The 21,655-nt window shown below is 72.8% G+C and carries 14 protein-coding genes; 5 read left to right on the forward strand and 9 right to left on the reverse strand.

The features are described 5' to 3' along the window. Positions 1-47: 47 nt before the first annotated feature. Positions 48-1,049 carry a proline racemase family protein gene (locus tag ACFWE2_RS02795; RefSeq protein WP_377222682.1) on the forward strand — a complete coding sequence of 334 codons (1,002 nt, stop codon included), beginning with the start codon at positions 48-50 and terminating at the stop codon, positions 1,047-1,049. A gap of 56 nt (positions 1,050-1,105) precedes the next feature. Continuing rightward, a complete protein-coding gene (locus ACFWE2_RS02800) occupies positions 1,106-2,599 on the forward strand; it encodes an aldehyde dehydrogenase (NADP(+)) (protein WP_377222683.1) in 1,494 nt (497 codons plus the stop codon). A gap of 38 nt (positions 2,600-2,637) precedes the next feature. Here the strand turns inward: ACFWE2_RS02800 and ACFWE2_RS02805 are convergent, their stop codons facing one another. The 4 genes from ACFWE2_RS02805 to ACFWE2_RS02820 form a co-directional block, all read right to left on the reverse strand. Then, positions 2,638-3,636: an aldo/keto reductase gene (locus ACFWE2_RS02805; RefSeq protein ID WP_377222684.1), complete on the reverse strand. Its 999-nt coding sequence runs from the start codon at positions 3,634-3,636 to the stop codon at positions 2,638-2,640. Next, complete coding sequence (locus ACFWE2_RS02810; RefSeq protein ID WP_377222685.1) at positions 3,636-4,802, reverse strand: epoxide hydrolase family protein; 1,167 nt, start codon at positions 4,800-4,802, stop codon at positions 3,636-3,638. Before ACFWE2_RS02810 ends, ACFWE2_RS02805 begins: the two co-directional genes overlap by 1 nt. A gap of 67 nt (positions 4,803-4,869) precedes the next feature. Then, positions 4,870-6,483, reverse strand: a complete 1,614-nt coding sequence (locus ACFWE2_RS02815) for a hypothetical protein (protein WP_377222686.1) — start codon at positions 6,481-6,483, stop codon at positions 4,870-4,872. After that, positions 6,480-7,376 (reverse strand): ATP-binding cassette domain-containing protein, encoded by an 897-nt coding sequence (locus tag ACFWE2_RS02820; protein ID WP_377222687.1) that lies wholly within the window; start codon positions 7,374-7,376, stop codon positions 6,480-6,482. Before ACFWE2_RS02820 ends, ACFWE2_RS02815 begins: the two co-directional genes overlap by 4 nt. 115 nt (positions 7,377-7,491) lie before the next feature. Here ACFWE2_RS02820 and ACFWE2_RS02825 point away from each other — a divergent pair, with 115 nt between their 5' ends. Together ACFWE2_RS02825 and ACFWE2_RS02830 are read left to right on the forward strand one after the other, a co-directional pair. Further along, a complete protein-coding gene (locus tag ACFWE2_RS02825) occupies positions 7,492-8,850 on the forward strand; it encodes a sensor histidine kinase (RefSeq protein WP_377222688.1) in 1,359 nt (452 codons plus the stop codon). An 8-nt stretch (positions 8,851-8,858) separates the two neighbouring features. Beyond that, entirely contained in the window at positions 8,859-9,509 is a 651-nt protein-coding gene (locus tag ACFWE2_RS02830) for a LuxR C-terminal-related transcriptional regulator (RefSeq protein ID WP_377222710.1), read from the forward strand. 30 nt (positions 9,510-9,539) lie between these two features. Here the strand turns inward: ACFWE2_RS02830 and ACFWE2_RS02835 are convergent, their stop codons facing one another. Beyond that, complete coding sequence (locus tag ACFWE2_RS02835; protein ID WP_377222689.1) at positions 9,540-9,989, reverse strand: MarR family winged helix-turn-helix transcriptional regulator; 450 nt, start codon at positions 9,987-9,989, stop codon at positions 9,540-9,542. A 179-nt stretch (positions 9,990-10,168) separates the two neighbouring features. Between ACFWE2_RS02835 and ACFWE2_RS02840 the strand changes: the two genes are divergently transcribed. After that, a complete protein-coding gene (locus tag ACFWE2_RS02840) occupies positions 10,169-13,402 on the forward strand; it encodes an efflux RND transporter permease subunit (RefSeq protein ID WP_377222690.1) in 3,234 nt (1,077 codons plus the stop codon). 21 nt (positions 13,403-13,423) lie between these two features. Here ACFWE2_RS02840 and ACFWE2_RS02845 read toward each other — a convergent pair whose 3' ends face one another. From ACFWE2_RS02845 to ACFWE2_RS02860, 4 genes are all read right to left on the reverse strand, one after another. Next, complete coding sequence (locus ACFWE2_RS02845) at positions 13,424-14,029, reverse strand: dihydrofolate reductase family protein (RefSeq protein WP_377222691.1); 606 nt, start codon at positions 14,027-14,029, stop codon at positions 13,424-13,426. After that, positions 14,026-14,916, reverse strand: coding sequence for a metalloregulator ArsR/SmtB family transcription factor (locus ACFWE2_RS02850; RefSeq protein WP_377222692.1), 891 nt, complete (start codon positions 14,914-14,916; stop codon positions 14,026-14,028). The genes ACFWE2_RS02845 and ACFWE2_RS02850 overlap by 4 nt, the downstream gene beginning before the upstream one ends. A 56-nt stretch (positions 14,917-14,972) precedes the next feature. Beyond that, positions 14,973-21,071 (reverse strand): Ig-like domain-containing protein, encoded by a 6,099-nt coding sequence (locus ACFWE2_RS02855; RefSeq protein ID WP_377222693.1) that lies wholly within the window; start codon positions 21,069-21,071, stop codon positions 14,973-14,975. A gap of 186 nt (positions 21,072-21,257) precedes the next feature. Then, positions 21,258-21,584, reverse strand: coding sequence for a hypothetical protein (locus tag ACFWE2_RS02860; protein WP_377222694.1), 327 nt, complete (start codon positions 21,582-21,584; stop codon positions 21,258-21,260). Positions 21,585-21,655 lie beyond the last annotated feature (71 nt).

Below are 21,655 nucleotides of genomic sequence, written 5' to 3' on the forward strand. Positions count from 1 at the left end.
GATTCGACAGGGCAAATACCCAGCACTCAACGGACCAAGGAGACAGCATGCGTACCAGTCGGACCATCAGCGCCGTCGACTCGCACACCGAGGGGATGCCCACACGGGTCGTGACCGGGGGTGTCGGGGTCATACCCGGGGACACCATGAACGACCGGCGGCTGTACTTCATGGAGCACCTGGACGACCTCCGGCTGTTCCTCATGAACGAGCCGCGGGGGCACGCCGCGATGAGCGGCGCCATCCTCCAGCCGCCGACCCGGCCCGACTGCGACTGGGGCGTCGTCTACATCGAGGTGTCCGGCTGCCTGCCCATGTGCGGGCACGGCACCATCGGCGTGGCGACGGTCCTCGTCGAGACGGGCATGGTCGACGTCGTCGAGCCGGTCACCGAGATCCGGCTCGACACGCCCGCCGGGCTCGTCGTCGCCAAGGTGGCCGTCAGCGACGGCCACGCCGACGCCGTGACCATCGAGAACGTGCCGAGCTTCGTGACGGCGCTCGACCAGGTCATCGAGGTGCCCGGCTACGGGACGGTCCCGTACTCGATGGCGTTCGGCGGCAACTTCTACGCGCTCGTCGACCTCGACGATCTCGGGCTGCCGTTCGACCGGACGCGCCAGCAGGACCTGCTCACCGCCGGGCTCGCGATCATGGACGCGATCAACGAGACCGCCATGCCCATGCACCCCTCGCTCGACGGCGTGGAGGGCTGCCACCACGTCGAGCTCATCGCCCCGGGCTCCGACGCACGACACTCGCGCCACGCGATGGCGATCTACCCGGGCTGGTTCGACCGGTCGCCCTGCGGCACCGGGACCTCGGCCCGCATGGCCGAGCTCTGGGCCCGCGGCGAGCTCGCGCTGCACACCGACTTCGTCAACGAGTCGTTCATCGGCAGCCGGTTCGTCGGCCGCCTGGTCGCCGAGACCGACGTCGCCGGGGTGGCCGCCGTCGTACCGACCATCACCGGGCGCGCCTGGGTGACCGGGACCGCCAGCTACGTGCTCGATCCCAGCGACCCGTTCCCGACGGGCTTCGTCTTCTGACTCGGCCTGCTCGACCCGCCGCCCGACCCGACCCGCCACCGCTGAGGAGCCGACCCATGACCGCCACCGCGGCACCCGACCTCGACCGCACCGTCGACGACGTCGCCCGCCGGGCCGCCGACGCCTTCGACGACCTCTCCCGCACGACACCCGGTGTCCGCGCCGCGGGGCTGCGCGCCGCGGCGGCCGCGCTGGCCGACCATGCGGACGAGCTCGTCGCCGTCGCCCAGGAGGAGACCGGACTCGCCGAGGCCCGCCTGCGCGGCGAGCTGAGGCGCACGGGGGTGCAGCTGCGCCTGTTCGCGCACGTGGTGACCGACGGCGCCTACCTCGACGTCCGCCTCGACGAGGCGGACCCCGACTTCGTCCTCGGCCCCCGACCCGACCTGCGCCGCAGCCTCTGGCCCGTCGGTCCCGTGCTGAATTTCGCGGCGAGCAACTTTCCGTTCGCGTTCTCCGTCGCCGGCGGGGACACCGCGGCGGCGCTCGCGGCGGGCTGCCCCGTGATCGTCAAGGCGCACCCCGGGCACCCGCTGCTGTCCGAGCGGGTGGCGGACCTGGTCTCGGCCGCGCTGACCGAGGCCGGGCTGCCTGAGGCCACGCTGCAGCTCGTCACCTCGCAGGACGCCGGGATCGCGCTCGTCGAGCACCCGGCGGTGCGGGCCGCCGCGTTCACCGGGTCGCAGCGGGTCGGTCAGCTCCTCGCGGCCCGGGCCGCCGCACGGCCCGACCCGATCCCGTTCTTCGGCGAGCTGGGCAGCGTCAACCCGGTGCTCGTCTCACCGGCGGCGCTCCGCGAGCGGGCGGCCGAGCTGCTGGCCGGGTACGTGGCGAGCGTGTCCGGTTCGGCGGGCCAGCTCTGCACCAAGCCGGGCTTCCTCCTCGTCCCGCAGGGCGCCGAGTACGACGACGTCGTGGCCGCCGCCGCGGCGCAGGTGCCGGAGTACCGGCTGCTGAACCCGTCGATCGCCGACGGGTACGAGCGGCGTGTCGCGCAGGTGCTGGGCGTGGACGGCGTCCGGATGGTGCACCGGGGCGGATTCCGCCGGGACGACGACGGGCAGGGCTGGGTGACGCCGACCTTCGTCGCCGTCCCGCTCGACCTGCTCCGGAGCGCCGGGCCGGCGCTGCTCGACGAGGTGTTCGGGCCGTTCTCCGTGATCGTGGAGTACCCGGACGGTACGGACCTGGGCGCCGTCGTCGGCGAGCTGTTTCCCGGGAACCTCACGCTGACGCTGCACCTGGGGGCTGGGGAGGCCGACGACGAGGCGGGTTCGTTGGTGGCCCGCCTGGCCCGGCACGCAGGGAGGATCCTGCTCGGCGGCTGGCCGACGGGCGTCGCTGTCACGCCGGCGATGCAGCACGGCGGGCCCTGGCCCGCGACGACGACCGACGGGACATCGGTCGGCACGGCGGCGATCGGCCGGTTCCTACGCGGGGTCACCTTCCAGGACGCCCCGCAGGAGCTGCTGCCCCCGCCGCTGCGCGACGACAACCCCTGGGGCGTGCCGCGGACGATCGCACGGCGCGGCGAGTCGGCATCCTGGTGACGTCTGGCGGTCAGTCAGCAGGCTGGTGCGCGCAGGCCCTACAGGCCCGTCATGCGGAGCATCGCCTCCGTGTAGCGCTCGCCGCTGACCTGGATCCGCTCGGCGCCGACCGCGATCTCGGCCAGGTCAGCGGCGGTGAGGTCGACGTCGGCGGCGCCGATGTTCTCCTCGAGACGGCTCGTCCGGCGGGTCCCGGGGATCGGGACGATCCACGGCTTCTGGGCGAGCAGCCAGGCGAGCGCGACCTGCGCCGTCGTGCAGCCCTTGCGGGCCGCGACGGCGCCGAGCAGCTCGACGAACGCCTGGTTCGCGTCGCGGTTGTCCGCCTGGAAGCGCGGCAGGCCGGTGCGCATGTCGTCCTGGGTGAGCTGCGTCGCGGAGGTCAGCGCACCCGTGAGGAACCCTCTGCCGAGCGGGCTGAACGGGACGAACCCGATCCCGAGCTCCTCGAGCACCGGCAGGATCTCGGGCTCGGGGTCCCTGGTCCACAGCGAGTACTCGCTCTGCAACGCCGTGACCGGCTGGACCGCGTGCGCGCGACGGATCGTGTCCGCTCCTGCCTCCGACAGCCCGAACCGGCGCACCTTGCCCGCCTCGATCAGCTCGGCGACGGCGCCCGCGACGTCCTCGATCGGGACCTGAGGGTCGACGCGGTGCTGGTAGAAGAGGTCGATCACGTCCGTGCCGAGCCGCCGCAGGGCGGCGTCGGCCACGTCACGGATGCGCTCGGGGCGGCTGTCCGTCCCGACGCTCCGGCCTTCCTCGTCGAGCTTGAACCCGAACTTCGTGGCGATGACCACCTGGTCGCGCACCGGGGCGAGCGCCTCGCCGACCAGCACCTCGTTGACGAACGGGCCGTACACCTCGGCCGTGTCGAAGAGGGTGATCCCGCGGTCGACCGCACCGCGCAGGACCGCGATCATCTCTTCGCGGGTTCCAGGGTTGGGACCGTAACCCTCGCTCATGCCCATGCAGCCCAGGCCGATGGCCGAGACCTCGAGGCTGCTCGTCCCGGATCCCAGTGTTCGTGTCCGCATCAGTGGCTCCTCGGTCGGTACGGGCGGAAGAAGTCGCGCAGCTCCTGCGCGTAGAGCTCGGGCTCCTCGAAGGCCGCGAAGTGCCCGCCCCGGTCGGGTTCCGTCACGCGGACCGTGTTGGCCGTGCGCTCGAGCCAGGCCCGCGGCGGGCGGACGACGTCGCTGCGGAAGATGGAGAACCCGGACGGCACCTCGACCCGGCGGGTGAGCTGCTGCGCGGGGATGGCCGCGTTCGCGTTGTACATCCGCATGGACGACCCGATGGTGCCCGTGAGCCAGTAGATCGTGATGTTGGTGAGGATCTCGTCCTGGGTGTAGCCGCGCTCGACGCCGCCGTCGCTCCACGACTGCAGCTTCTCGACGATCCAGGCCGCCAGCCCGGCGGGGGAGTCGTTGAGCGCCGCCGCGACGGTCTGGGGCTTGGTGCGCTGGATCGCGCCGTAGGCGCCCTCGGTCGCGCTCCACGTCGCGGCCTCGGCGAACCACGCCCGCTCCGCGGCGGTGAGCGTCGCCGGGTCGCCGGCGAAGACGGGCAGGCCCCCGTCCGTGCGGTGCACCGCGACGACGCGGTCGGGGTGGTCGAGCGCGAGGTACCGGCTCACGTGGCTGCCCAGGTCCCCGCCCGCGGCCCCGAACCGCTCGTAGCCGAGCGTCCGCATGAGCTCGGCCCACAGCCCGGCGACGGCGACCGAGCTCAGCGGTGCCCCGGTCGGCCGGTCCGAGTACCCGAAGCCGGGCATGTCGGGGACGACGACGTCGAACGCGTCGGCCGGGTCGGCGCCGTGCGAGCCCGGGTCGGTCAGGAGCGAGACGACCTTGGAGTACCGCCAGAACGAGTCCGGCCAGCCGTGGCAGAGGACCAGGGGAAGCACCGGACCGGTCGGAGCCGCCGCGCGGGCGTGCACGAAGTGGATCCCGTGCCCGCCCACCCCGACGCGGAACCGGGGCAGTCGCGCGAGCGCGGCCTCCTGCGCCGGCCAGTCGAACCCGTCAGCCCAGTACGCGACCAGCTCACGGAGGTGGTCGAGGTCGGTGCCGAGCGACCAGCCGGCGTCCTCGGGGGCGTCGGGCCAGCGGGTCGCCCGCAGCCGCGCACGGAGGTCTTCGATCGCCTCGGGGGCAGTCCGCGCGACGAACGGCTCGGGGGCAGCAGGGGTGTCCGGCACGGACCTCACCCTACGTGGACGGCCGTTGTGAGGCGACGGTGACGAGGATGCCGGGGCGGTCGGACCGTCAGCGCAACAGGTGCTGGACGCGCCGGACCGCGAGCGCGGCCGCGGTCAGGCCGAACGCGGCACCGCCGACGGCGACGGCGCTCGCGCCCGCCGGGTGGCCGGCGCCGTCCAGCACGATGCCCATGTGGTCGAATGCCGCGACGTCGTTGGCCGCGAGGTACCAGGCGATCAGGTACAGCACCTGGAACACGCGCGGGGTGCGCGTGACGGTGCCGAGCAGCAGCGCGAGCGACGGGATGAACAGCGCACCGGCGGCCCAGTGCGCGGCACGCACGGCGTCGCCGTCGAGCAGCATGCCCGCCAGCGGTCCGACGGCGGTCCCCGCCGTGAGCGCGACCCCGGCCAGCCACTGCGCGGCCGTCCGGTCCAGGCTGCCCGGGTAGGCGCCGAGCAGGGTGTCCATGCCGTGCTCGAGGTGCTGCGTACCCAGCCGCGACCAGACGAGGACCGGCCAGATCCAGGCCGCCGCCAGCATCGCCGTCCCCGGCCCGTTCCAGGCGACCGCCGCGACGTTCAGCCCGGCGGCGATGAGCCACCACCACCTGGACAGGTCCGACGTCAGGACGCGCAGCTCCCCGGCGACCATCCGAGCCAGGGCCGGTCGCCGTCCGACCGGAGCGGCCGTCAGCGAACCGGCCGTCAGCGAACCGGCGGACAGCGAACCGGCACCCCCCGGCGCCGCGGCAGCAGCAGCGATGTCCGCCCCGAGCTCCGTGGCATGTGCCGCACCCACCCCCGTCCCAGCAGCGACCGCACCCCGCCGCGCCTCGGCCGCCCGGGCCACGTCGAACCGGTCGAACCACAACGCCGGGAGCACAGCGACCAGGACCGCGACCAGGAGCACCACGAGACGTCCGGCCACGAGCTCGCCGGTCGGCACGAGCCCGTCCCAGTCGAAGACGCGCAACGGCTCGTCGATGCCGGTCAGGCCCAGGCTGAACCCGCCGGCCCGCGGCAGGCCCTGCTCGACGACGGACGCTCGCATCGACTCGACCACCAGCCCGAAACCACCGAACGGCACGCCGCCGCTGCCGATCAGCAGGAACGTCCACACGAAGAACCACACGATGTTGCCGAGGCCCGCGCGCAGCGGCCGGACCGTCTCGAACAGCACCGCGGCGGCCGACGTCACCGCCAGCACGGGCAGCGTGAACAGCGCGAAGGGCGCCAGCAGTGCTGCCAGGTCCACCGTGTACGACTCGCCCCGCGCGACCTGGAGCGCGAGCGCCGTCCCGGCGAGCACCCCCGCCATCGACGCAAGGACCAGGAAGTTGCTCAGCAGCTTGCCCAGGAGATAGGTGGGACGGGACAGCGGCGTCGCCGCGAGCACCTGCCCCACCCTCGTGAGCCGGTCACGCGTGATCGTTCCCCGCACCACGTAGAACCCGCCGAGCATGAGCCACAGCCCGCCCGCGAGCGCCGTGACGGTGCCGACCCAGGCGCCGTCGTACAGCCCCCGGTAGCCCCCGGCGTTCATGATCACCCACACCGAGTCGGCGGGCGGGATCGCCAGCCACCCCAGCCCGATCGCCGCGGCCAGCGTGACCAGGTAGGCGGGCCGCCGGGTGCGCTCGCGGAAGTCGGCGACGGCGATCCCCAGCAGGGCGCTCATCGGACGACGTCCGCGTTCGCGGGGGAGCCGTGCACCACGGCGAGGTAGGCGTCCTCGAGGTCCGGGGCGACCGGGACCGCGTCGGCGACCGGCGCGGAGGCGGCGAGCACACGCACCCGCATCCCCGCGGGAGTGCGCACCTGCTTGCTGATCACGTGGCGCTCGCGGAGCACCTGGAGCGCGTCCGCGGGGACGGTCACCTCCCACACCTGCCCCTGGGCGAGCCGCAGCACGTCGTGCGGGGCGCCGCGCACGAGGAGCCGGCCGCCCGCCATGATCGCGATGTCGGAGGCGACGGACTCGATGTCGGACGCGATGTGGGTGGAGAGCACGACCACCCGGTCGGTGGCGAGGTCGCTCAGCAGGTTGCGCAGCACCACGCGCTGCTCGGGGTCCAGCCCGGCCGACGGCTCGTCGACGACGAGCACCCGGGGATCGGTGAGCAGCGCCTGGGCGATGCCGACCCGGCGGAGCATGCCGCCCGAGTAGCCGCCGAGCGGCCGCTTGCCCGCGCCGGCGAGGTCGAGGATCTCCAGCAGCTCGCCGATCCGCGCCCGGGCGGCGCGGGCGCCGACCCCCTTGACCGCGGCCAGGTAGGACAGGAACTCGGGCGCGCTCAGGTGCGGGTACACGCCGAAGTCCTGCGGGAGGTAGCCGAGGCGCCGGCGGAGCGCGTCGGGCCGGCGCACCGCGTCGGCGCCGTCGAACAGCACCTGCCCGCCGCTCGGCCTGGTCACCGTGGCGGCGATCCGCATGAGGGACGACTTGCCGGCACCGTTCGGACCGAGCAGTCCGATCAGGCCGTCGCCGAGGCGCAGGGTGACGGCGTCGACGGCGCGCGGGCCGCCGCGGTACTGCTTCGTGACGTCCACGAGCTCGAGTACGGGTTGCATGTGCCGATGGGACCATCCGCGTTGGTGGGCGGTCACTACCACCAGGGACCGAACCGGAGGTAGGGCTAGCACTACCTTCCCCGCCGGCCACCGGGCGGCCGTCTAGCATGACGGCGTGCGAGAGGTAGGCCCGCGAACGGCGCTGGAGTCCGTCACCTGGCCCCGGCTGCTGCTGAGCTGGTGGCCGTGGCGGTCCCTGGCGTACCTGCTGAGCACCCTGCCGCTCGGCGCCGTCGCCGGTGCGCTCTCGGTGGTCCCGGCGGTGCTGCTCGCCACGGGTGCGGCCGCCGGCACGCTCGCGCCGGACACGGCGGTGGTGCTCGTCGTGCTCGAGCTGCTGCTCGTGGTCGGCTTCGGGCCCTGGTTCGCCCGGCTCCTGGCGGCGCCGGAGCGGCGTCGGCTGGCCTGGGTGGACGGCCGCCCGATGCCGGAGCGACGGCTCCCGGTCCACGGCGTGCCGGACGGTGCGGCCGGGAACCCGGTCCTTGCCCGTTATGCCGACCCGGCGACGTGGCGGGAGGTCGGCTGGCTGCTCGTGCTCGCGACGGTCGCACCCGCCGTGTCGGCCGCGGCGCTCCTGCTCGGGCTGCTCGTCGGTCTCTACGCGGTCAGCCCGCTCGTGCTGCTGGGGCAGAGCCCGGGCGACGGACCGGTCGCCCTGGGGCCGTGGTCGGTCTCCACGGTGGCCGAGGCGGTCCCGTTCGCGGCCACAGGGATCGGGCTGCTGCCGGTGGTCGGGTACGTCTGGACGGTGGTGGCCGGTGGGCTGGCCGACGTCGCGCGCCGCCTGCTGGTCGGCGCCGAGAGCGAGGTCCGGGCCGAGCTGGTCGAGGTGTCGCGTTCGCGTGCCCGCCTCGCCGACGCGTTCGACGCCGAACGCCGCCGGATCGAGCGGGACCTGCACGACGGTGCCCAGCAGCGCCTCGTCAGCCTGACGCTGCAGCTCGGCCTGGCCCGGCTGGACGTGCCGCAGGACTCGCCCGCCGGGCGGTCCCTCGCCAGCGCGCACGACCAGGCCAAGGAGCTGATGACCGAGCTGCGCGAGCTGATCCAGGGCATCCAGCCGCAGACCCTGACCGACCTGGGCCTGCCCGCCGCGCTCGGCGAGCTCGCCGACCGCTCACCCGTGCCGGTGCACGTCGACGCCGCGGTCGACCCCCGCCCCGAGCCCAAGGTCGAGTACACCGCGTACTTCGTCGTCTCGGAGGCCCTGGCCAACGTCGCCAAGCACGTGGGCGCCGCGGGCACCGCCCGGGTGACGGTCCGCCGCGCCACCGGGCCCAGAGGGGACACCCTGACGGTCGAGGTGACCGACGACGGACCCGGGGGAGCGGACCCCGCGCGGGGCACCGGGCTGGCCGGGCTCGCCGACCGGGTAGCGGTCATGGGCGGCAGGATGCTCCTGTCCAGCCCGCCCGGCGGGCCGACGACGGTGCGCGCCGAGCTGCCGTGCGATCCGGAGGGCGCGCCGTGAACGGCACGATCAGCGTCGTCGTCGCCGAGGACGGCGTCCTCCTGCGCGTCGGTCTGGTCGGCCTGCTCGAACGGTTCGGGTTCGAGGTGCGCGCGGCCGTGGCGGACGCCGACGCGCTGCGCGCTGCCGTCGTCGACCACGATCCCGACCTGGTGATCACCGACATCCGGATGCCGCCGACGCATACGGACGAAGGGCTGCGGGCGGCGGTCGAGCTCCGTGCCGCGCACCCGGGGCTGGCCGTCGTCGTGCTGAGCCAGTACGTGCAGCACTCCTACGCCGCCGACCTCTTCGGCACGGGCGACGGCCGCGGGGTCGGCTACCTCCTGAAGGACCGGGTGGTCGACGTCGAGGAGTTCGTCGACTCGCTGCGCCGCGTCTGCGCCGGCGGGACCGCGGTGGACCCGCAGGTGGTCGGGCAGCTCGTGCGGCGGCGGGACGACCCGCTGTCCGCGCTCACGACACGCGAGCGTGACGTGCTGGGGCTGCTCGCGGAAGGGCACTCGAACGCGTCGATCGCCCGCCGCCTGTTCGTCACCGAGGCAACCGTGGGAAAGCACGTGGGCAACATCTTCGTGAAGCTCCGCCTGCCGCAGACGGATGACACCAACCGCCGGGTGCTCGCAGTGCTCGCGCACCTGGCGGGGCAGGGCGGCTAGCGGGGCAGGACGGCTAGCAGGGCGGGGCGGCTAGCTCGTCAGCCGGCGGGCCGCGTCCAGCAGGGCGCGGGTCCCCTGGACGAGCGCGCGCAGGTCGTCGACGGAGAGCAGGGCGAGGAGGTCCGGCGGCAGGTCCTCGTCGTGCGCGACGAGGCGCCGGATCGCCTCGGCCCCCTTCTCGGTGCTGGTCACCCGGCGGACCCGGCCGTCGACCGGGTCCGGCGTGCGCACGGTCATGCCTGCGGCCGTCAGCCGGTCCAGGATCCCGGAGACCGTCGCGGCCGAGACGCCGAGCGCCTCGGCCAGCCGCTGCGGCGTCGACTCGCGGTCGACCTGGACCAGCGCCAACGCCCGAAGCTGCTGCACGGTCAGGTCCGTCTCCAGCAGGGGACGCAGCCGCGCGGCGAAGAACTCCTCGCCGAGCAGGCGGTGCAGGTCGGCGAGCTCGGCGACGAGCCGGTCGTGGGTCTGGTCGGTCACGGGGCGACTGTAGTCGGCAACTTCACCCGCTCCGAACACCCGCCTCGGCCGCACCGAGACGGAGTTGCGCGGCGGGAACCCGGGCCGGATCCTTTGCGTTAGGCAAAATACTGCGCCGACGGAGTCGCGGGACCCGGCGTAACCCCAGATCTGGAGGCAGTGTGTTCCGTCTTGCCCGTATGTCGCTCGCGAACCGCGCGCTCGTCGCGCTCGCGACCATCGCCGTCTTCGTCGTCGGCATCTACAGCATGGGGCAGCTCCGGCAGGAACTCATCCCGTCGATGAACGTGCCGATGGTGGCGGTGACCGCCGCCGACCCGGGCACCTCGCCCGAGATCGTCGCGGACCGGGTCACCGGCCCGATCGAGACGGCGGTCGAGACCATCGACGGCGTCACGGGCGTGACCTCCACCGTCTCGACGGGCGTCTCGACGACGACGGTCGAGCTGGAGTACGGCACCGACGCCGACGCGATCGAGCAGGAGATCACCTCAGCGGTGGACGGCCTCCGCGACCTGCCGGAGGGCGTCGAGCCCCAGGTCATGGCCGGTTCGCTCGACGACCTGCCCGTGGTGCAGCTCGCGGTCTCCGGCGACGGCACCGAGCAGGAGCTCACCGACGCGATCGAGTCCGCCCTGGTGCCCGAGCTGTCGGGCATCGCGGACGTCCGCGACGTCACCGTGACCGGGACCACCGAGCGCCAGGTGGTGATCGAGACGGACGACGAGAAGCTCGCCGCGGCCGGGCTCAGCGCCGCACAGCTCTCGTCGCTGCTGCAGGAGAACGGCACGGTCATGCCGGTGGGCGAGGTGACAGAGGACGGCGAGACCAGCAGCGTCCAGGTAGGCACGTCCGTCAGCTCCGTCGAGGAGCTCGAGAAGCTGCCGATCGTTCCCGCCGCGGGAGCCGCGGGCACCCCCGGCGCCACCACGGGCACCCCGGGCGCCGCAGCGGGTGCACCCCAGGCCCCGGGCGCCGCGCCGGAGGCCGAGCCGGCCCCCGACGTCGTGCACCTGGGTGACGTTGCCGAGGTCAGCGTGCAGGACGTGCCGCCCACCTCCTTCTCGCGCCTGGACGGCGAGCCGTCGCTCGCCATCGCCCTGACGAAGACGCCGGACGGCAACACGGTGGACGTGTCGCACGCGGTGCACGACGTGCTGGCCGACGTGCGCGACGAGCTCGACGCCGACGGCATCAGCACCGCCGTCACGTTCGACCAGGCGCCGTTCATCGAGGAGTCGATCGAGGGCCTGACGACGGAGGGCGGGCTCGGCCTGCTGTTCGCGGTGCTCGTGATCCTCGTGTTCCTGGCGTCGATCCCGGCCACGCTGGTCTCGGCCATCTCGATCCCGCTGTCGCTCGCGGTGACGTTCGCGGCCATGCACCTGACCGGCTACACCTTGAACATCCTGACGCTCGCGGCCATGACCATCTCGATCGGGCGCATCGTCGACGACTCGATCGTCGTGATCGAGAACATCAAGCGGCACCTGTCCTACGGCGAGGACCGGGTGGACGCCATCGTCACCGCGGTGCGCGAGGTGGGCGCAGCCATCACCGCCTCGACGGTGTGCACCGTGGCAGTGTTCGCCCCGATCGCGCTGGTCGGCGGCATGGCCGGCGAGCTGTTCCAGCCGTTCGCCGTCACCGTGGCGATCGCGATGGGCGCCTCGCTGGTCGTGGCGCTCGTGGTCGTGCCGGTGCTGGCCTACTGGTTCATCAGGGTGCCGGCCTCGGCCGACGGCGGCGTCGCCATGCGCGAGGCGGCCGAGCGCAAGGAGCGCCGCGGGCTCTGGCAGCGCGCGTACGTGCCGTCCCTGGCGGCCGCGCTGCGTCACCCGGCCGTCACGCTGGGTGTCGCCGTGGCGCTGCTGGCCGGCACGGTGGCGCTGGTGCCGCGCATGGAGACCAACTTCATCGGCAACGCGGGCGAGGACACGCTCACGGTCACCCAGGAGTTCGAGCCGGGTACCTCACTGGCGGCCCAGGACGAGGCCGCCAAGGAGGTCGAGGACGTCCTCGCCGGCGTCGACGACGTCGAGACCGTGCAGACCACCGTCGGGTCAGGGGACGGTATGGCCGCCGCGTTCGGCCAGGGCGGCGGCGCCGGCGGCGCGTCGTTCGCGCTCACGCTCCAGGACGACGCCGACGGCGAGGCCGTGCAGGACGACGTGAGCGAGGCGCTCGACGCGGCGGACCTGACGGGCGAGGTCAGCGTGGCCGCCGGCGACTCCGGCTTCGCCGGCAGCACCGTTGACCTGGTGGTCACCGCCGCCGACGCCGACGGGCTGGCCGAGGCCGCCAGTACCGTCGAGGAGGCCGTGACAGGCCTGGGCGGCGTGGCGGACGTGACGAACAACCTGGCCGCCGATCAGACCGGCGTCCAGGTGACCGTCGACCGGGACGCCGCGGCGGAGGTCGGGCTCACCGAGGCCACGGTCTCGGGGCTGCTGGCCGGTGCGATGAACGAGTCGAGCATCGGGACGGTCGACCTGCGCGGGTCGACGCTCGACGTCGTGGTGGCCGGCGACCAGCCGGCGACGGCGGACGAGATCGAGGACATCGAGGTGCCGACGGCGGCGGGCGTGCTCCCGCTGAGCGACCTCGTGACCGTCGAGAAGGTGTCGGCCCCGGCGTCGATCACCCGGCTCGACGGCGAGCGCAGCGCCACCGTGGCCGTGACCCCCTCCGGGGAAGACCTCGGCGCGCTGTCCCGGACGCTGACCGAGGAGACCGGCGACCTCGACCTGCCGGACGGCGCCGAGGTGAGCGTCGGCGGCCTCGCGGCCGACCAGGCCGACGCGTTCGCGGACCTGGGCCTGGCGCTGATCGCGGCGATCCTCATCGTCTATCTGGTGATGGTCGCGACGTTCCGGAGCCTCGGGCAGCCGCTGATCCTGCTGATCTCCGTGCCGTTCGCGGCGACGGGCGCGCTGGGTGCGCTGCTGCTGACCGGCACACCGCTGGACGTCGCCGCCCTGATCGGTGTGCTGATGCTGGTCGGCATCGTGGTGTCGAACGCCATCGTGCTGATCGACCTGATCAACCAGTACCGGGCCGACGGCCGGCCGCTCGACGAGGCGGTCAAGGAGGGCGCGCGGCAGCGGCTTCGGCCCATCGTGATGACCGCCGCCGCGACGATCCTCGCCCTGACCCCGATGGCGTTCGGCCTGACGGGCGGCGGGGCGTTCATCTCGCAGCCGCTGGCGCTGGTGGTGATCGGCGGGCTCGTGTCCTCGACGCTGCTGACGCTGTACGTGGTGCCGGTGATCTACACGCTGTTCGAGCGGCGCACCGAGGACCGCGCGCCGAAGCGGGCCGCCAGGGCGGCCCGCCGGGCGGAGAAGGCGCAGGACAAGGCCAGGCACGCGGCCCGCGTCGCGGAGGAGCTGGCGGCAGGCGCCGCGCGCTAGGCGCGCGGTGCCCGCCGGGGCTCAGCGCACCCGGTCGTAGACGAGGGCCAGCGTGCCGTGCTCGCCCGCCGTCTGGCTGACGAGCTCCCACTTCGCGGTGGACAGGCCGCCGTCGAAGAGCCGCGGCCCGTCGCCGAGGAAGATCGGGAAGACGTTGAGGGCCAGCCGGTCCACCTGGTCGGCGGCCAGGAGGTCCTTGATGACGCTCGCGCTGGAGAGCACGAGGATGTCGCCGCCGTCCGTCGCCCTGAGGTCCGCCACCGCCTCGACGGTCGGCTTGTCGACGACGGCCGTGCGCTCCCACGGCGCCTGGTCGGGGTCGAGGGTGGAGGAGAGCACCACCTTGTCGACGTCGACCAGCCAGCGTGCGAAGCCCACGTCGCGCGGGTCGGCCCCCTCCATGTCGATCACGCTGGGCCAGAACCCGAGGAAGCCCTCGGCGTTCACCCGCCCCAGCAGGGCGGTGGTCGCGGGCGCCCAGAGGCTCGCCAGGTGGTCGCGGGCGACGTCGGTGATCGCGTACGGCATCACCCAGCTCATGTCCAGGGGGTCGGGCCCGGCGTAGCGGCCGTCGAGGGAGATGCTCATGTTGGTGACGACCCTGCGGGCGCCGGTCTGCTCGTTCATCGGGTGCTCCTCGTGTTGTCGGTGCTGGTCTTGGGGCTGCTCTTGTCAGGTGCAGCGGCGAGGATCGCCGCGAGCTTGTCGAGGCTCTGGCCGAAGCCGATCTCGATGCCCGCGACGAAGTCCGCGGAGTCCACGGTGCTGTCCGTGATGCCGTAGCGGACGTCGAGCTCCGTGCCCGGGTCGTCGCCGGGGCCGTCGCCCGGACCCGCGGGCCGGAGGGTGAGGTCGACGTGGGAGGTGAAGGCGGTGCCGCCGTCCGGGAGCAGAGGAGAGGAGCGGTAGGTGAGCCGCTCGGCGGGCCGCGCGACGTCGACCACACCCTCCGCGCGCCCGACGACCGGGTCCGAGCCGCCGGCGTCCTTGAGGTCGCGGTACTCCAGGACCACCCGCCCGCCCGGCCGGGCCTCGAAGACGAGCTCGGAGACGCGCAGGTCGTCGGGCGCCCACCACGCCGCGAGAAGGGCCGGCTCCGTCAGGTGGCGCCAGACCTGCTCGGGGCTGCCGGCGAGCGACCGGCGGAACGTGAACGAGCGGTCGTCGGCCCACCCTGGCCGCTGTGCGGCGCCGCGCTCGGCGCGCAGGCTGCGGCCGTAGCGGTCAAAGGTCTCGCGCGCCCCGCCGGCCCCGTCCGCGGTGTCGGCGAGCCGGCTGAGCGTGGCGGCCAGGTCGCGCAGCGGGCCGGGCTCCAGGGCGTAGACACGGCGCTGGCCGCTGCGCTGCGAGGCGACGACGCCGGCGCGTTCGAGGGTCTGCAGGTGCTTGGTGGTCTGCGGCTGGCGCGCGCCGGCGAGCTCGGCGAGCACGCCGACCGGGCGCGGCCGCTCGGCCAACAGGGTGACGAGCCGCCAGCGCGCCGGGTCGGCGAGCGCGGTGAGGAGTGCGTCCATGACCACTAGTATTCCCCACAGAGAATATTCGTGTCAAGGAATAAATGGATGAGATGTCAGCCGATGTTCCAGGTGCTGTTCAGGTAGAGGTCCGTTGGCGTCTTCACACCGACGGTGGTGCCGTTGTAGCTCCTGCCCATGAAGCAGCTCACGCGTTGGGAGCCGCTGTTGCCGCTGATCGTCGTCTTGGTCGCGCTCCCGTTCCAGGTGTCGGCGTGCGACTTGATGTCGTGCGGGTAGCTCGGGCCGTTCTGGACGTGCGACGTGTCGCCCGCCCAGCAGGCCACCTGGTGGTTACCGGGCCCGAGGTTGTCCCAGTGGATCATCCAGTACTCGCAGCGTTCGTTCTTGCACCCTGCCGACACCCCGGAGGAGGACACCCGGTACACCGGCGCCGGCCTCGCGTCCGTCCGTCCGCTCGCGCTGGACCAGGCGCTCCAGCCCGCCGCGTTGTGGGCGCGGGCCTGCAGCGTGAAGCTCTGGTCGTAGTCGTTCCCGGCACTGACGTTGAACGGCCACGAGGACCGCGTGCCGGAGTCGCTGGAGCTGCCGGTCAGGCGGTACTCGATGCTGTCGACGTTCCGGCCGCCGTTGCTGCCCGGGCCGGTCACGGTGAAGTACCCGCTCCTCGCGTCGGACCGGTGGTAGGTGATCCCCGGGCTGCCTGGCACGGTGTACGGCGTCACCGCGTCCGACGGCGCCGACCAGTCCGAGCACACGTGCTGGTTGCAGGCCTTCACGCGGAAGGTGTACGACTGCCCGTTGCTCAGACCCTTGTACGTGGTCGAGGTCGTGTTGCCGACGTCCCGCGCGTCCAGGCCGCTGGCCTGCACCTCGTAGCTCGGTCCGGAGCCGCGGAACTCACCGATGGCGTTCCACGCCACGTCGGCCTGGCCGCTCGTCGTGGATCCGATTCTCGCCGTCGGTTTGTTCGGGGTGTCCGGTACGCCGTGCGGGATCACCTCGTTCGAGTACGGGCTCGCCAGGCCGGGGCCCGCCTTGTTGGTCGCCCGGACGCGGAACTTGTACGCGGAACCGGTCGAGAGGTTCTCCACCGTCTCCGTCGTCCTCGTGGTGTCGATCGCCTTGACCAGCTCGCCGTTCGTGTACACGCCCAGCCAGTACTTGTCGATGGCGTCGCCGTTGTCCTTGGGCGGGTCCCACGTCACGGTGATCTGGCCGCCCTCGAACGCGTCCACCCGGGCCGCCTTCGGCGCGCCCGGTGCCTCCGGGGGAGCCGCCGGGATCTCCTCCGCGGACGGCTCGGACCAGTCGGACGGGTCGGGGGCGTCGTTCTTCGCCTGCACCCGCACCGTGTACGCGGTGCCGTTCTCCAGGCCCTTCCAGACGGTCGTGCTGCCCTGGAGGCACTCCTTCTGGGTCACTCCGTTGCTGGGTGGCGGGCTGATCTCCAGGTTCACGCACGTGATCGGGGACCGGTCGGTGTAGGCCCGGTTCTTCCAGGTCACGGTGAGCTCGCTGTCGCCGAACTCGAGGGTCGGCGGCGCGGGCTTGTCGGGCTTCTCGTCAGGTCGCGCCTCGCGCGACGGCGGCGAGGGCTCCGACTCGTTCACCTCGTTGGTCGCCGTGACCGTGAACGTGTACTTCACGTTGTTCTTCAGCCCGTCGAACGTGCACGTGGTCGTGGTGCACGCGTGCTCCTGACCGGTGTTCGTCCGCAGGGTGTAGCCCGTGATGTCGGCGCCGTTGTTGTTCGGCTGCTCCCAGCTCAGCACCACGGTCTCGGAGCGGACCTCCTCGATCCGGGGCGCCCGCGGGGCGTCCGGCTTGCCGAGCACGGTGAGCTTGGCGATCCCGTCCACCTCGCGGTCCGGGTCCTTCGTGCCGTCCTGCACCCGGTAGCGCACCATCAGGGTGCCGGTGAAGTCCGCGGCGGGTGTGACGACGAGCTGGTCGCCGCTGTACGACGGGTCGCCGTCACCGCTGTCGACGGTCGGCGCGCCGACCAGCCGCAGCGGCTCGCCCGGGAACGGGTTGACGTCGTTCGCGAGCACCGGGATCGTGGCCGCCTTGCCCTGGTGCGCGTCCAGCACCAGGTCCTGGGCGGTCTGCACCAGGGGGCGCGTCGAGGCGACGACCTGGACGACCAGCTTGGCCGAGACGGCGGGGTTCTGCCCGTCGGACACCGTCATGGGCAGCTCCCGCCGGGTGCCCTTCGGCACCGACATCTCGACCTGGCCGGTCACGGTGGCGCCCGACGTCGAGGCCGCGATCCCGTCGTTGCCCACCACCTCGAACGTCAGGGGGTCCTTGTCCGGGTCCTTGACGTACCGCGACAGGTCGACCGAGGCCTTCTCGCCGGCCGCCACCTGGAGCACCGGGGTGTCGATGATCTTCGGCGGCAGGTTCTTGCCCGGCGTCACGTCGATCGGCAGGGTCAGCACCGCGGTCAGGCCGTCCGGGTCGTCGAGCTCCGGGCTGTCGGTGACCTCGAAGCTGACCGACGCCGGGCCCGCGTAGTCGTCGCCGGACGTGTAGACGACGGTGTTCTCGTCGGTCACGCTGACGTCGCCCTCGACCGCCTTGACGGTGCGCTGGGTGGTGATGCGCGGCTCGTGGTCCTCCCGCACCACCACGTAGTCGGCGAGGTCGATCGTGAGGGGCTCTCCGCTCGTGGCCTTCAGGGGGTCCAGGCCGGGCTTGACGTGCGGCCGCGACTGGTTGCCCGGCACCCGGACGAAGGCCTTGGCGCTCTGGCCGTCCATGTCGGTCACCGTGTAGGTGATGACGCGCGCCTTGGCCGTGAGCTGCACCTTGACCGCCTTCGACCCGGTGACCGTGACGCCCTCCAGGCCCTCGTCCACCGCGACGTCGAGGTCGGCCGCCACGCCGTCGGGGTCGACGTCGTTCTCCAGGACGTGCACCGTGACGGCGGCGGCGCCCTTGACGTCGTCGGCCGTCACCACGTCGTCGTGCGCGACGGGGCGCAGCAGCGGGGCGTCCTCGTCCACCTTCACGGTGATGGCGCCCGTCGCGCGGGCCTTGAAGCTGTCCTGGATGCCGTAGAAGAAGGAGTAGACGTTCTGCTGGCCGGGCGCCGTGACGACGACGTCGTCGTCCACGGCCTTCGGGGTCATGTCCTCGGTGCCCTCGAAGCTCTTGGCCGTCAGGCCGATCTGGTTGCCGTCCGGGTCGGAGTCGTTGTCCAGGGCGGCTATCGCCACCGTGCGGCCCGGCCGGACCGTCGTCTCGTCGTCGGCGGCGTGCGGGTTCTGGTTGCTCGGGGAGGGGGCAGCGATCCCGACCCGGACGGTGCCCTCGGCCGGCGCGCCGCGCGTGTCCAGGACCTGGTAGGAGAAGCTGTCGAGCCCCGTCGACTCCGGGCCGGCGTGGTAGTCGACGAAGCCGTCGACGATCGTCGCGGTGCCCTTGGACGGCGCCTCGGAGATCGAGCTCAGCGTCACGTGGTCGCCGTCGGGGTCGGTGCCGTCCAGCGGCAGCGGGATCCGGACGATGCCGTCGCTCAGCACCCGTGCCTCGACGTCCGGAAGCTGGGGCGCGCCGTTCTCCGGCGTGTCGACCACGTTGATGGTGATCTGCGCGGAGTCCTGCTGGCCGTTCGCGTCCTCCACCTCGTAGACCGCGAAGAAGGTCCCGGCCTCCTGGCCTGCCCGGTACCGCACGGTGTCCTCGGACACGAACGCCTCGCCGTCCGACGGCGACTCCTGCAGCTTGTCCGTGACCGTCATCGTGAGACCGTCCGGGTGGGAGTCGTTCTTCAGCACCGGGATCGTCACCACGTCCCCGACGTGGACCCGTGCGGTGTCGGGGCCGGCCTCCGGCGGCCGAAGCTGGTCCGACGCCGGGATGGGCACCACGCGCAGCTGACCCTCGGTGGTCCCGGACCCGTTGGCGACCGTGTACTCGATGATCACCGGGTCGTCGAGCCGCTTGAGCTCGGAGATCTTGAGGACGTGGTGGTTCAGCACGGAGACGCTCACCGGTGAGCCGGACGGCTCCGTCACGTCCCGCACCACGAGCACGCCGCCCGCGGGGTCGGTGTCGTTGGCCAGGACGTCCACCAGGGCCGAGCCGCCGGTCGGCAGCAGCACCTGGTCGGAGACCGCAACGGGCGGCCGGGCCTCGTCGGGTGGGCTGGTGACGTCCACGCGGACGAGGCCGAGGTTCGGGTTGGGACCGTCGGACACCTGGTACGTGACGTCGTAGGAGCCCGGCTCGTCGCTCTCGAACTTGAACGTACCCGCCGTCTGGTTCGGGGTGACCGTCGCGTCCTTCGGCCCGTCCACCCGCGTCAGGCGCAGCGTGTCGCCGTTGGGGTCGCGGTCGTTGCGCAGCGGGCTCACCGTCACCGGGTCGCCCGCGAGGACGGTCACGTGGTCCTGCACCGCGAGGGGCTTCACGTTGGTCGCCACGACGTTGACGATGAGCTTGCCCTCCACGGGCATGCCCTCCGAGTCGGACACGGTGACCTCGACGATCTTGTGGCCCGTCGTGGTGCCGCCGTCGCGGAACTCCACCGTCCCGTCGGGACGGAACCGGACCTCGTCGAGCTTGTTCACCGTGCTCGCGTTCGACAGGAACAGGTCGTCGCCGTCGGGGTCCTTGAAGTAGGGCAGGATCTTGATGCGCCCCATGCCCTCCTGGCCGACCTGCAGCACGGGCTCGCCGGTCTGCGTCGGCGGGTTGTTCTCCTCCGGCGGCACCACCTTGACCGTCACCGACTCGGTGGCGGTGCCGTTCTCGCGGCCGTCGTCGACCTCGTACTCGAAGGTCGTGGTCCCCTTGGCGTCCTGGGGCACGTTCGCCTGCAGCGCCGCGCCGTTCAGCACGCGGTCGACGGTGATGTCGCCGTCCGGCTCGGACGCGACCTTCGCCGTCATGACGTCGCCGTCCGGGTCCATGTCGTTGCCCAGCACGTTCAGCACCGTGGTGCGACCCGGCCGCACGCCGAACGTGTCGGCCTTGGGCCTGGGCGGACGGTTCGCCTGGTCGCGCGGGGTCACGGCCGTGTCGACCTGCTTCGGGGTGACCTCCTCCGACTCGGTCTTCTTGCCCTCACCGTCGTCGGGCGTCTCCAGGTCCCAGTCGTCGACCTTCTCGAAGTCGTCGGCGGCCATCCACAGCGCGCCGCCCGCGATGTCGTTCAGCACGATGACGTCGCGGTTCACGCGGTAGGCCAGGGTCCCGGAGCTCTCCAGGCCCTCCAGCACCTCGTCCACGTCGTGGTCCGGGCCGGGGCAGTTGCGCAGGACCTGGCCCGAGCCGGACCAGGCGCCGTAGGTGCACCCGCCGAGCTGCACCGGCGCGGCGGGCTCGCCGGACGCCGCGCCCTCGGCGGTCTGCGTGGTCAGGATGGCGCCGTTCAGCGGCTGGGAGACCAGGCCCTTGGTTGTCGCGACGACCACGCTGTCGGCCTCGTCGGAAGGCTGCTGCAGCGCGCCCTGCGCGCCGCCCTCCACCGTGACGATGTCGCCGCCGGGCAGCACCAGGTTCCCCGTCGACTCGTCCAGGACCACCGGCTCCTCGCCGACCGCGGTGACCTGGATGTCGGCGTCCGCCTGCACCGGCAGGTCGGACTCCTCGGGCTTCTGCGCGACGCCCTGCGCGTCGGTCGGGATCGTGTACAGCTTGCGGTCGGACGGCACCGCGAGGAACACGGTGCCCTCGGTGCTCACCGTGAGCTCCCCGCCGAGGCCGGCCTTGCGCGGCTTGAGCTCGTCCTCGTCGAACGTGACGGCGCCGTCGAACGGCAGGACCCAGATCCGGCCCGTCTCGCCGTCGTACACCGCGGTGGTGGCCCCGCCGGCGGCGACCTGGGCGCCCGGGGGGAACTTCATCGTGCCCCGCAGCACGAGCTGCGCCGGGTCGACGGGGCTCGCCGAGGAGTTGCTCACGGCGTCCAGGAGCACCCGCTGCGCGTCCTGCTGGACGTCGAAGTCGGTGGAGTCGGTCAGCAGGGTCCCGTCCAGGGCCCGCGCGTCGTAGTTGAACCGCCCGAGCTTGCCGTCGGCCGTCTTGGTCACCCAGACGCCGGAGTCGTTCAGCTCGACGTCGGCCGTCGCCTCGCCCTCGTAGAGGAGCGCGAAGCCGACCAGCCCCGCCGCGAAGAGGGTCACCGCCCCGACCGACACGGCAGAACGGCGGTTCTCGTACACGCGCGAGACCAGGCTCATGCGTCCTCCACTCGGTCAATCCCACCCAGGAAAGCCCGCCTGGTCACGACGCTGGCGGAGCGGGGGAAGTCTATCGAGGCGGCGGTGGCGCTGTCGCCGAATATCGGCGCGGTGTCGCGCCTGGTGCGGGCCCGGTTCTCCGCCGGTTCCGGGCCCGTTCGGGGCCCGGTCCTGGGCCCGTCGAGCTCAGTACGACGCCGCGCGCCGCTCGACCCATTCCTTCGCCTGGGCCGCGGTGTGCCCGGTCGCCTCGCGGTACAGGCGGACGGCCTCGGCCCGCCGGTCGGACCAGAGGCACCTGTCGATCTCGGCGAGCGCGTCCGGCGAGATTCCCACGGCGGTCGAGTCCTCGAGGTCGAGGCGCTTCATCACCAGGTCCAGCTTCCGCTCGACGCGCTCGACGGCGCGGCCCGTCGCGCGGATGCCGGCGCTCGCGGTGATCAGGAGCAGGAGGACGGCGACGAAGAAGGCGACGGGGACGAGCTGGACCAGGAGGGCCGCGGGGAGGGACATGAGCGAACCGTAACCGGAGCCGGCGCGAAAGTGGTCGCGAAAGGGAGCAGGCTCCTTGACTGGAATACACC

It is taken from the genome of Promicromonospora sp. NPDC060271 (assembly GCF_042726755.1).
GTDB lineage: Bacteria > Actinomycetota > Actinomycetes > Actinomycetales > Cellulomonadaceae > Promicromonospora.

Bases quoted from the DNA above. Each gene is read 5' to 3' on its own strand.
- ACFWE2_RS02795 (WP_377222682.1), top strand. From the start codon at position 48: ATGCGTACCAGTCGGACCATCAGCGCCGTCGACTCGCACACCGAGGGG.
- ACFWE2_RS02800 (WP_377222683.1), top strand. From the start codon at position 1,106: ATGACCGCCACCGCGGCACCCGACCTCGACCGCACCGTCGACGACGTC.
- ACFWE2_RS02805 (WP_377222684.1), bottom strand. From the start codon at position 3,636: ATGCGGACACGAACACTGGGATCCGGGACGAGCAGCCTCGAGGTCTCG.
- ACFWE2_RS02815 (WP_377222686.1), bottom strand. From the start codon at position 6,483: ATGAGCGCCCTGCTGGGGATCGCCGTCGCCGACTTCCGCGAGCGCACC.
- ACFWE2_RS02820 (WP_377222687.1), bottom strand. From the start codon at position 7,376: ATGCAACCCGTACTCGAGCTCGTGGACGTCACGAAGCAGTACCGCGGC.
- ACFWE2_RS02840 (WP_377222690.1), top strand. From the start codon at position 10,169: ATGTCGCTCGCGAACCGCGCGCTCGTCGCGCTCGCGACCATCGCCGTC.
- ACFWE2_RS02845 (WP_377222691.1), bottom strand. From the start codon at position 14,029: ATGAACGAGCAGACCGGCGCCCGCAGGGTCGTCACCAACATGAGCATC.
- ACFWE2_RS02850 (WP_377222692.1), bottom strand. From the start codon at position 14,916: ATGGACGCACTCCTCACCGCGCTCGCCGACCCGGCGCGCTGGCGGCTC.
- ACFWE2_RS02855 (WP_377222693.1), bottom strand. From the start codon at position 21,071: ATGAGCCTGGTCTCGCGCGTGTACGAGAACCGCCGTTCTGCCGTGTCG.
- ACFWE2_RS02860 (WP_377222694.1), bottom strand. From the start codon at position 21,584: ATGTCCCTCCCCGCGGCCCTCCTGGTCCAGCTCGTCCCCGTCGCCTTC.